Below are 9,662 nucleotides of genomic sequence, written 5' to 3' on the forward strand. Positions count from 1 at the left end.
AACCTCCTTTCAAATACACCTATTAACTGAGATAATGTAAATGTAATTATGAAATATATTACAGCCACTATTATCAATGGATTGAAAGCCTGAAAACTTGTACTTTGTACTATTTTAGACGCATACATTAAATCTGCTACCCCTATAGTTGAAGCCACTGCTGTCTCTTTAATTAAAGTTACAAACTCATTTCCTAATGCAGGTAATATATTTTTTATAGCTTGAGGTAGTATTATATATCTCATAGTTTGTCCATCTGATAACCCTAAGCTTCTACTAGCCTCTGTCTGCCCACTATCAATAGACTGTATACCAGAACGGATAATTTCTGCTACATATGCTGCACTATTTAAAGAAACAGCTATCAAAGCAGCTAAAAATCCATCCATATTTACTCCCATAATTACATAACTTCCAAAATAAACTAATGCAATTTGAACCATCATAGGTGTTCCACGAACTATCTCAATATATATAGTTGAAATGCCTTTCAGAATTTTTACCTTTGATAACTTAAAAATACTCAATAAAGCGCCTAATGTAGTTCCTATAGCAAGGGACAAAAATGATATTAGCAAAGTTACTTTAATCCCTATTAAATAGTAATCTTTATATTCTAGAAACAATTTTACTACGTTCAATTTTATTCCTCCTAATTGCTAAACTCATCTGTTTCAACTAACCATTTTTCCAATAAACCTTCGGATTTTGCTTTAGCTAGTATTTCATTTAACTTCTCTGTTAATTCATCATTATCTTCTTTTACAGCTATAGCTACACCTCCTGTACCTGAGTCAATGGTTAAATCTTCTACAACCATAATATCGTCATTAGCTTTTGCAAAAGATTCTGCCACAGGTGCTTCCATAAGAGCACAATCTATTTTTTTAGTCTTTAGGTTCATCACTATATCTGGATTTGTACTCAAACTTTTTACATCAGCATCCTTAATTTTTGTTTGTGCAATATCTTCCTGTGTAGTACCAATTTGCACTCCTATATTTTTACCTTCTAAATCTTCTACAGAAGTAATATTGGACTTATTTTCCTTAGCTACTAAAACAGAAAGATTGGCTTCATAATAAATATCAGTAAAATTTGCTTCCCTTTCAGGATCTGGGTTCATTCCAGCTATTACTATATCTAGCATTCCAGTAGACAATCCACCTAGGAGTTTATCAAAATCCATATCTTTTATCTCCAATTCAACTCCTAACTCATCAGCTATATACTTCGCAATCTCAATATCAAAACCAACAATCTCATCCTTCCCATCAATCATAGTATGAAACTCAAAAGGAGGATAATCTGCACTAGTTCCCATTACTAATTTACCTTTATTTTTAATTCCTTCTAATGAATAAGTTTCAACTTCTAAATCTTCCCCTTCTAAATTTGCCTCATTTTCCATTCCACAAGCAACAATTAAACTTGATAGTACAATTATAATTACCAGAAATAGACTAATATTTTTTTTCATTCTATACACCTCTTTAATCATATTTTTAAATAAAAAATCTCGTCTCTTATTTCTATATAAGAGACGAGATTTCCCGCGTTACCACTCTATTTGGTTCAATTTAAAAACCCAACTCAATTCAAATAACGCTTTGAATGCGAAACAGGATACTCACTAATATGTTTTGTCCTATTTATCTCCACAGCTCTTTTCATTATATTTTCAATTTCCTGGCTCTCACCTTACCCAGTTCTCTGTAAAACCTACTAATATAACTACTCTCTGTATTATAGACTTTAATATTAAATTTTAAATTATACCTTTAAAATACAAAAAACTCGCCTCCATAAGAGACGAGTATATGCCCGCGGTACCACTCTAATTGTATTTTAACTAGTAAAATCCAACTTAACTCAAATAACGCTTTGAAAGCGGAATAAGATACTCACTAGTAAGCTTTGTCCTATTCATTTCAGCAACTCTTTTCATTAAGCTTTCCATCACCTGGCTCTCACCTTACCCAGTTCTCTGTAGGATGTACTTAACATAATTACTTTTTTGCCTCATAAATATTTTAAAATATTTTTTGTATTGTATTCAATGATAAATACAAATTGATCTTTTGTCAAGTCTTTTTGTATGTTTTTTCTTTCTAAATCTTTGTAATATCTATTTTTTGATTTAAAATATATTCTACTTCTTTTATATTTTCCCTAGCATATTCTACGACTTTTTCCGATTTTACAATTCTATTATTTTCATCTACAACTTTTACACTACCTCTAATTGGTTTTGTTTTCCATGCTTTAGCATGTTTAAACTCTTCAATCTCTCCCCATAAGTATGGTACAGGTAAAAATCCTGCTGCAAAAATTTTATAGAATCCTTCTGCAGAATATGGATTATCTATATATTTCTCAATTCCAGATATTATAGTTTTAGCAGAGTCCAATAATTCTAGCATTCTTTCTTGAACATCTATATTTTTACTCATATCTTCAATTTTCCCATTTCTTCTCAATTCCCTATATTTTTGTAATGAATATTGGGTAATTTTTATACTTTCGTTTATAATGTCTGGTGTTGCCAAATGAGATGCCTCTGAATAACTAACAACATGTATAATAGATGGACTAGCCTCATCATGAGGATCTATATCATCCATCAATGCAGTTACAGCTGCTAATTGCATCTTCGCTTCCTCTAAATCTGGTTTGAAATAGTCAAGGCCTGCTCTAGGTTGCAATATAACTTTAAAATTAGGTTCTTCTAAACTCTTAACCAAAGTAAGCATTGCTCTAGATTTGGCCAGATCCTGGATTCCCCAAGTATATCTTGGTGTATTTAGCATGTTTTGTAATATAAGGGTTCTGATTTTCATTTTTTTAGCCAGCCTCGCAGCTAAATAAGCAGATACAATATAAGTTACATCATCTGCACCTCTAAATGCAAAATGATGTGGTAAATTCGGTTCAAAGGGCTTATTAGTCTTTGCAATATATTTTAAAGTTTCAACATGCTGTTTTAAATTAGTATATAAATCATAGGGCCCTCTTCCATCTAATTTGTTAAACCACCACAAGGATAGAGCATGCCAACAGATATTAAGGGTTTCCTCATGTATTTTAGCCAATTCAGGTACATTTTTTGTTCCCGCATAGGTCCTCAATAAAAGAGGTCTAGAAGCACTCCATATCATTCTATATTCTTCTGGTGAATTAACAGGCACTCCTCCACCATTAGGCCTTCCTTCCCAGTCCTCTCCAAAATTTGATTGAGTTAATTGGGAAGTACCAATGGATAAAATATCTAAATACTTAGCAGCTGCCAAATTCTCAGCCCAGGATATAAATTCTTTAACAGAATCTAGTCTATCAACAGAAGATGAATAAGGACCAACATGTGCACGCATCAAAGGCATGAATGAATCCTTCATATTAGAGCTAAGTCTCTTAACTACAGTATCTTCAGCTGTACCATATTCATCATATGTAGCTCTATTTATAGGTTTAAATGAATCATAATCACCAGAATTTATTATATCTTTTCCAAATTCCATCCTCAAATCATCATACAAACTTCCTTCGATAATATCTTTTGGAATCCTTTCTTCAGGAACCCCCATCTTAGTTAAAGATTCTCGAATAGACTCTCCACCTTTAAAAGTTTTTACAAATCCTTTATGCTCTCTTTCTATAATCTCACAGGTTTTAGGCAATCCTGCAAAAAATATTGTTTTGATTGGCCCTCCTTGAAATGATAACATATTATTGTTTTTTAATTCATTCATAAAATAGCCTACCATATTTACAGCTTCATCTTCATCCAATCTATAACTTAGTCCAATCTGAGTTATCTTATTTGAACATATCCAGTCTAAAACTATCTGGCGATTTACTTCATACTTAATATTATTCATAGCATCTGCAATTTTTTCATTCCCAATAATAACTTGATATCCACAATCACGTAAAAGTTCAGCAGCAGAATTAATACCCATAGTATGAGCATCAAGAGATGGTTTTATAAAAGCAAATACGTCTTTATCTACTGTATACATCAGTACACTCCCCCCTTGGAACATATTATTGTAATTATATTGAGTATTAAATTTAAAAATAATCTTCATATAATTATACCCAATATATATATAAGTTAAACTATTTTATTTTCATTTAGTATTTGAGTGTTATTTATAATCTTCTTTAAACAAAAATATATCGCCAAACATAAAGTTTAACTATTCTAGTTTGGCGATATAATTAATCTATTTAACTTTTATTTCAGTTTTGAGACATAGTATTCGTCCTTTTTCTTATTTTGAATATATTTCAATATTTCCATATTGGTTATAGTATATTATTCTATCATGTAGTACATCCATATCAACTATTTCACCATTGAAATTTGTAAAAGTATTTTCATTTATTTTTATATATATTTCTTGTCCTGATTCAGTGTATTCTATGAATTTTAATTGGGCTTCTGGGTTATTGTCTAAATATTTTGCATCAAATGCCTCCTCTAGTATAATCACAGCATTAACTGGAATATCTTCTATATCTCCTATAACTGTTATCTTACCTTCTGCTATTTCTGCCAATCTAATATTGTCTCTTCCCCTAAATACAACTTCAACTTGTAATCCTTCTGCTACTAATCCCTCAGGTACAGTCCAATTTCCTGTATATAACCCTTGAGATATTTCAGTCATTGGAATTCCCTCGATATTATTTGACATATTAAATGGGAGTAATATTCTGAAATGACCTTCTCCATCAGTTGAAGCATTGAAACTTATATCCAATACATCCCCTGCTCTAAGTTCTATATCGTTTTCTGGTTGAATATTAGTAATAGCAGGTTCTGGTATATTTGGTTCACCATCTGATACTATTGTTAATCTTCCTTCTGCTATTTCAGTTATCTTAAATCCATATTCGCTTATATAGATTACTTGAACTTGTAAGTCCGTTGCTACTAATCCTTCTGGTACTGTCCAAGTTCCTGTATATAATCCATCTTCTTCTGTCATTGGAGTTCCAGGCTCATTACTTGATGGTCCAAATGGAAGCATTATTCTATAATAACCTGAACCACCTGTTGGAGCATTGAAACTTATATCCAATGTATCTCCTGCTCTAAGTTCTACATCCTCATCTGGTAATATATTTGTTATAGTAGGTTCTTCTAATTGAACAAATACACTTTTCTCAATAATTATTTCATTTCCTGCTAAATCTACTGCTTTAACTGTAATTAGATTTTCGCCTTCATCTACTATCAATCTTTCATGAAAGTTCCCTTCTTCGTCTATTTCTACTTCTTTATCGTTTATCAATAATTTTGCTAATCCTATATCATCTGTTACATTTCCTTCTACGTGGACAACTTCTGCATTAATCTTTGCATTGTCTAATGGTTTATTTACTTCTAGGATTGGTAGTGTCTGGTCTTTTACTACGGTTACTGATGGGGAAGGTTCTGTTTCTACTCCATCCATTTCTGCTGTTACCATTATTTGGTTTGTTTCTTCTGGTAAATCTACTTCTACTGTGAATCCTAAATCTTCACTATCTACACTATTTACTTTTTCTTCATTTACATATACATTTACTTTACCCTCTGCTGCAACTGTTCCTTCTACTGTGATACTGTCTTGATTTGTATAGTTTATCTCTTCTAGATTGGTTATTATTGGAGTTGATACTGAGTATTCCATAACGGATCTTATCATCAATCCACCATTTATATCTTCTGATGATATCAATTGGAATTCTCCATCAATGTTCATATATGATCTATCACCATGGGATGATGATTCATCTATGCCTGTTCCTGGACAACTAGTACCTGGTTTATCTTGTATTGTTGATATGAAGTAATCTCTTTCTGTTGAGAATCCAAAGCTGGATAGATCTATATAGTTCCAGTCTCCTCTTACTATATCGTCTTTAAATATTGGTTCTCCTACTTTGGTTGCTCTTCCATTTTCGTCTATATCATATATTGCAAATCCCATTCTATTTCCTCCTGGAGTTGGCCAATCTGTACTCCAGAAATAGATGTTTGCACCTTTTACTTTTCCATATTGACTTGGGGTAAATCTTACTGCTAATCCATTTGGTGCTTCATTTAGAACTAATGCATTTTCTGCTGTTCCATCGTCGTATATTATCTCATCTTCATAACCTACAAATCTTTTCAATCCTAGTTCTACTTCTGTTATCTCATCTGCATTTACTTCTACTTCAAATTCTCCTGGTTCAAATCCTTCTGCTATTATTTTCAAGGTGTAGTTTCCTACTAGAATATCTTGAATTATGAAATTACCATCTTCGTCTGCTGTAACTGGTGCTACTTTTGGATCTTCTACTACTCTTATTTCTGCAAATGAAGCAGGTTCACCATAGTATCTGTCAAATATTCTTCCTTGGATTGTTCCTCTAGGTTTTGGATCTAATATAAAGGTTTGATTTATGGTTTCATCTTCAGCTACACTAACTTCTACTGTTTGTGGATAATATCCATAGGCTTCTGCTTGTAGTGTATAGTCTCCCATAGGAATTCTCATACTATATTCACCGGTGGCAGGGTTAGTTCTAACACTTCTACCAGTTTCGAGAATTGTAACTACAGCTTCATCTACTGGGATGCCACTACCTCTTGCCATTGGTGTATTTGCTATTTCTTTATCAGATATCATTTCATATTTGTATCCATTTAACGTAATATTGTTTCTATTTATTTTGAAGTTTGGTTCTGCTACTTCAACATAAGCCTCTTTTTCAAGTATTTCTTCTGGAACTGGTTCTGGTATCGGATCTGGTTCTGGAACTGGGTCTGGGTCTTCTTGGCTTTGTTCTGCTCCCATAATATAGACATCATCTATATACCAACCACTGTAATATACAGACCCATCTGAATGGAAGAAGAATCTTATTTTTATAGTATCTCCTTCATATTCACTTAATGATATTTCTTCATCGAACCATTCTTGTACTCGTCTACCGTATTTTTCTTCTGGAGTTGGGGTTAGATTCATCCAAGTTTCTCCATCATCATTAGAAATCATTACTTGACCATAATCCCATAATGTAGTTGTTCCCTCAAAATCATACCAATGAGTGAAGATTAAAGTAGCATTACTATTTTCTGGTATATCTATAGCAGGAGATTCAATATAGGAATCATTTCTAGCAGTATAATTACCACTAAGATTTGTTGCCCATAATTTTTCCCCTGAAGCAGCTGTATTTGGACCTGATGTAGGAATTCCCCATTCCCAATCATTGGCAGTACCTTGGGTTACTCCAGTTATAAACCCTCCATCGTCTTCTTCAAAATCCGTGCCAAATATTTCAAAATATGGCCTAGCTATAGCACTCGATTCATTAGAATACAGACTTTCATTCCCTGAAAAATCTACTGCTGTTACTACATAGAAGGATTCCACATTATGAGGAGCTTCCATATCTATAAATCCATTGGTAAAGGTTTCTGATACAAGGTTATATGGTCCCCCAGAAGTCTCTGAACGATAAACATTATAATGATCTAAATCACCTTCAGAATTAGCTTCCCAAGTTAATTTTACACCTCTTATATTAGTCTCTGCATTAAGATTTATAGGTGTAGCTGGTGATTCTAAATCTACTCCTACTAATCTTACATTGTCGATATACCATCCTTCTCTATTGGTATAAGCATTCGATAAAAATCTAAATGCAACAAATACTGGATTAGTAGAACCAATATATTCTTCTAGATTGATTACTACTTCCTCCCAATCTTCACTAGCTCCATAATAATCTGGTCCTATTTGTATCCAGTTTTCACCAAAATCATTAGTTACAAGTACTTCACCATAATCATAATAATTATAGGTGTTGTACCAATGATGAAATCTTAAAGTTGTAGAATCTAAATTGGTATCTCTTAAATCTATTGGAGGAGTTATCAACCAATCATCTGCACTATTACTATGATTAGATCCAAGGTTTGTTCCCACAATGTTTTCTCCCTCATAAGGAATAGGGTCAAACCCTTCTACTGCTGGACCCCATTCCCATACTCCTTCCATAGTCCAACCTAAAGCATTATCTTCAAATCCTTGAGTATATTCATCTGGTACTAAACCAAAGCTTACATCTATTTTATAATCTTGTGAAACTACTACTTCTCCTGCATAGTCTCTTGCTCTTATCTTGTAAATTATATTATCACCTATTAGCATGTCATAGGTAATGGTTCCCTCGTATATACCATCTTTATGGTCTCCTGATATTCTATCCATTGGTACTAAGAACCAATAGGATTTTCCTGCTGGCTTTACTAATAATTCTGCTTCTAATACAGATACATCGTCTGTTATTCTTGCTTCTATTTCTATTTCTGAACCTGCATATACTTCTGTTATCTTTTGTTCATGTTCTATTATTATATCTTCTAAGTCTTCTCCTTCTTTTAATACTTTTCCTTTTATATATCCTGTGCCTGTTGCTATTTCAGATACTGCTTCAAATGCATTTACCATTCCATAGCCATATCCAAAATTTGGTGATTCTGGATAGGTGCTATCTGTTAGTGGATCTGCTGTATCTGCTAGTATTTGTTCTATTTCTTCTAGTTCTAAGGATGCATTGGCTGATAGTAGTAGTGCTACTGTTCCTGATACATGAGGTGCGGACATGGAGGTTCCTGAATATCCACTAGTATAGCCTCCTGGTATGGATGAATAGATATTTACTCCTGGAGCCGATATATTTGGTTTTATTAATGTTTCATCATAAGGTGATGGACCTAGTTTAGAGAAACTTGCTCTTTCGTCGTATCTATTTACTGCTGCTACTGCGTAGGATTCTGGATAGTTGGCTGGGCATGATATGGAGCCTGGCCATGGTAGTGGTTCTCCTGATCTTTGGTTTCCTGCTGAAAATACTGGGAATATTTCTGCTGCTCTCCAGTTCCTTACAGCATCTCTATACCAATCATCTATTCCATCAAGGCCTCCCCATGAGTTGTTTACTACATCTGGAGCTGATGTTAGGTCGCCACCTGGGTTTGTCATCCATTGTGCTGCGTCTAGTAGTATTTGATCTGTAGTGTAGCCTAAAACATCGAATACTCTTGCTGTTATCCATCTAGCTCCTGGTGCTACACCTATTGGGTTGCTTCCATCTGGTTCTCGTCCTACGATTGTTCCCATTACATGAGTTCCATGGCTATCTGAATCTTCTGGTAAACTTGATCCGTATTGTGGATCGAACCAGCTTTTAGATGCATCTATTTCTCCAGTTATTGGATCATATCCTCTCCATTTGTATTGTAATGCTGGATGAGTCCAATCTACTCCTGAGTCTAAAGAGCCTACTACTACTCCTGTTCCGTCATAGCCTAAATCCCAAGCCTGGTCTGCTCCTACTCTTAGGATATTCCATTCTGGTTCAGTATTTGATGGTTTAATATCTTCACCATTTACAGATATATCCATTTTATAGGTTTTATTCTTGTGGATCTTTTCTACTTCTGTCATATAGGATATGTTTTCTATTACTTCTTCACTTGCCTTTACATATACCATATTGACTATATGGTAAGGTTTATATTCTACTACATTCCCTTTTTCCTTTTCCTGTTCTAAATAATTTAATAGTTTAACCTGAGTTAAATTTGCTTTATCCTTTAAAGCCTCTAATACCCC

The 9,662-nt window shown here is 33.5% G+C and carries 4 protein-coding genes and 2 other annotated features; all 4 genes read right to left on the reverse strand.

The window, feature by feature from the left end; all coding sequences use genetic code 11:
* A partial coding sequence (locus VK998_RS00005; protein WP_325224075.1) for an amino acid ABC transporter permease occupies positions 1 to 641 on the reverse strand: 641 nt, incomplete at its 3' end.
* An 11-nt stretch (positions 642 to 652) separates the two neighbouring features.
* Complete coding sequence (locus tag VK998_RS00010) at positions 653 to 1,480, reverse strand: transporter substrate-binding domain-containing protein (protein WP_325224077.1); 828 nt, start codon at positions 1,478 to 1,480, stop codon at positions 653 to 655.
* Positions 1,481 to 1,536: 56 nt separating this feature from the next.
* Positions 1,537 to 1,759: a binding site (T-box leader), on the reverse strand.
* A gap of 46 nt (positions 1,760 to 1,805) precedes the next feature.
* Positions 1,806 to 2,035, reverse strand: a binding site (T-box leader).
* A gap of 76 nt (positions 2,036 to 2,111) precedes the next feature.
* Positions 2,112 to 4,019, reverse strand: coding sequence for a hypothetical protein (locus VK998_RS00015; RefSeq protein WP_325224080.1), 1,908 nt, complete (start codon positions 4,017 to 4,019; stop codon positions 2,112 to 2,114).
* 255 nt (positions 4,020 to 4,274) lie between these two features.
* Positions 4,275 to 9,542, reverse strand: a complete 5,268-nt coding sequence (locus tag VK998_RS00020; RefSeq protein WP_325224081.1) for a S8 family serine peptidase — start codon at positions 9,540 to 9,542, stop codon at positions 4,275 to 4,277.
* Between the last annotated feature and the right edge of the window lie 120 nt (positions 9,543 to 9,662).

Origin of the sequence: Schnuerera sp., assembly GCF_035459645.1 — a bacterium.
Lineage (GTDB): Bacteria > Bacillota > Clostridia > Tissierellales > Tepidimicrobiaceae > Schnuerera.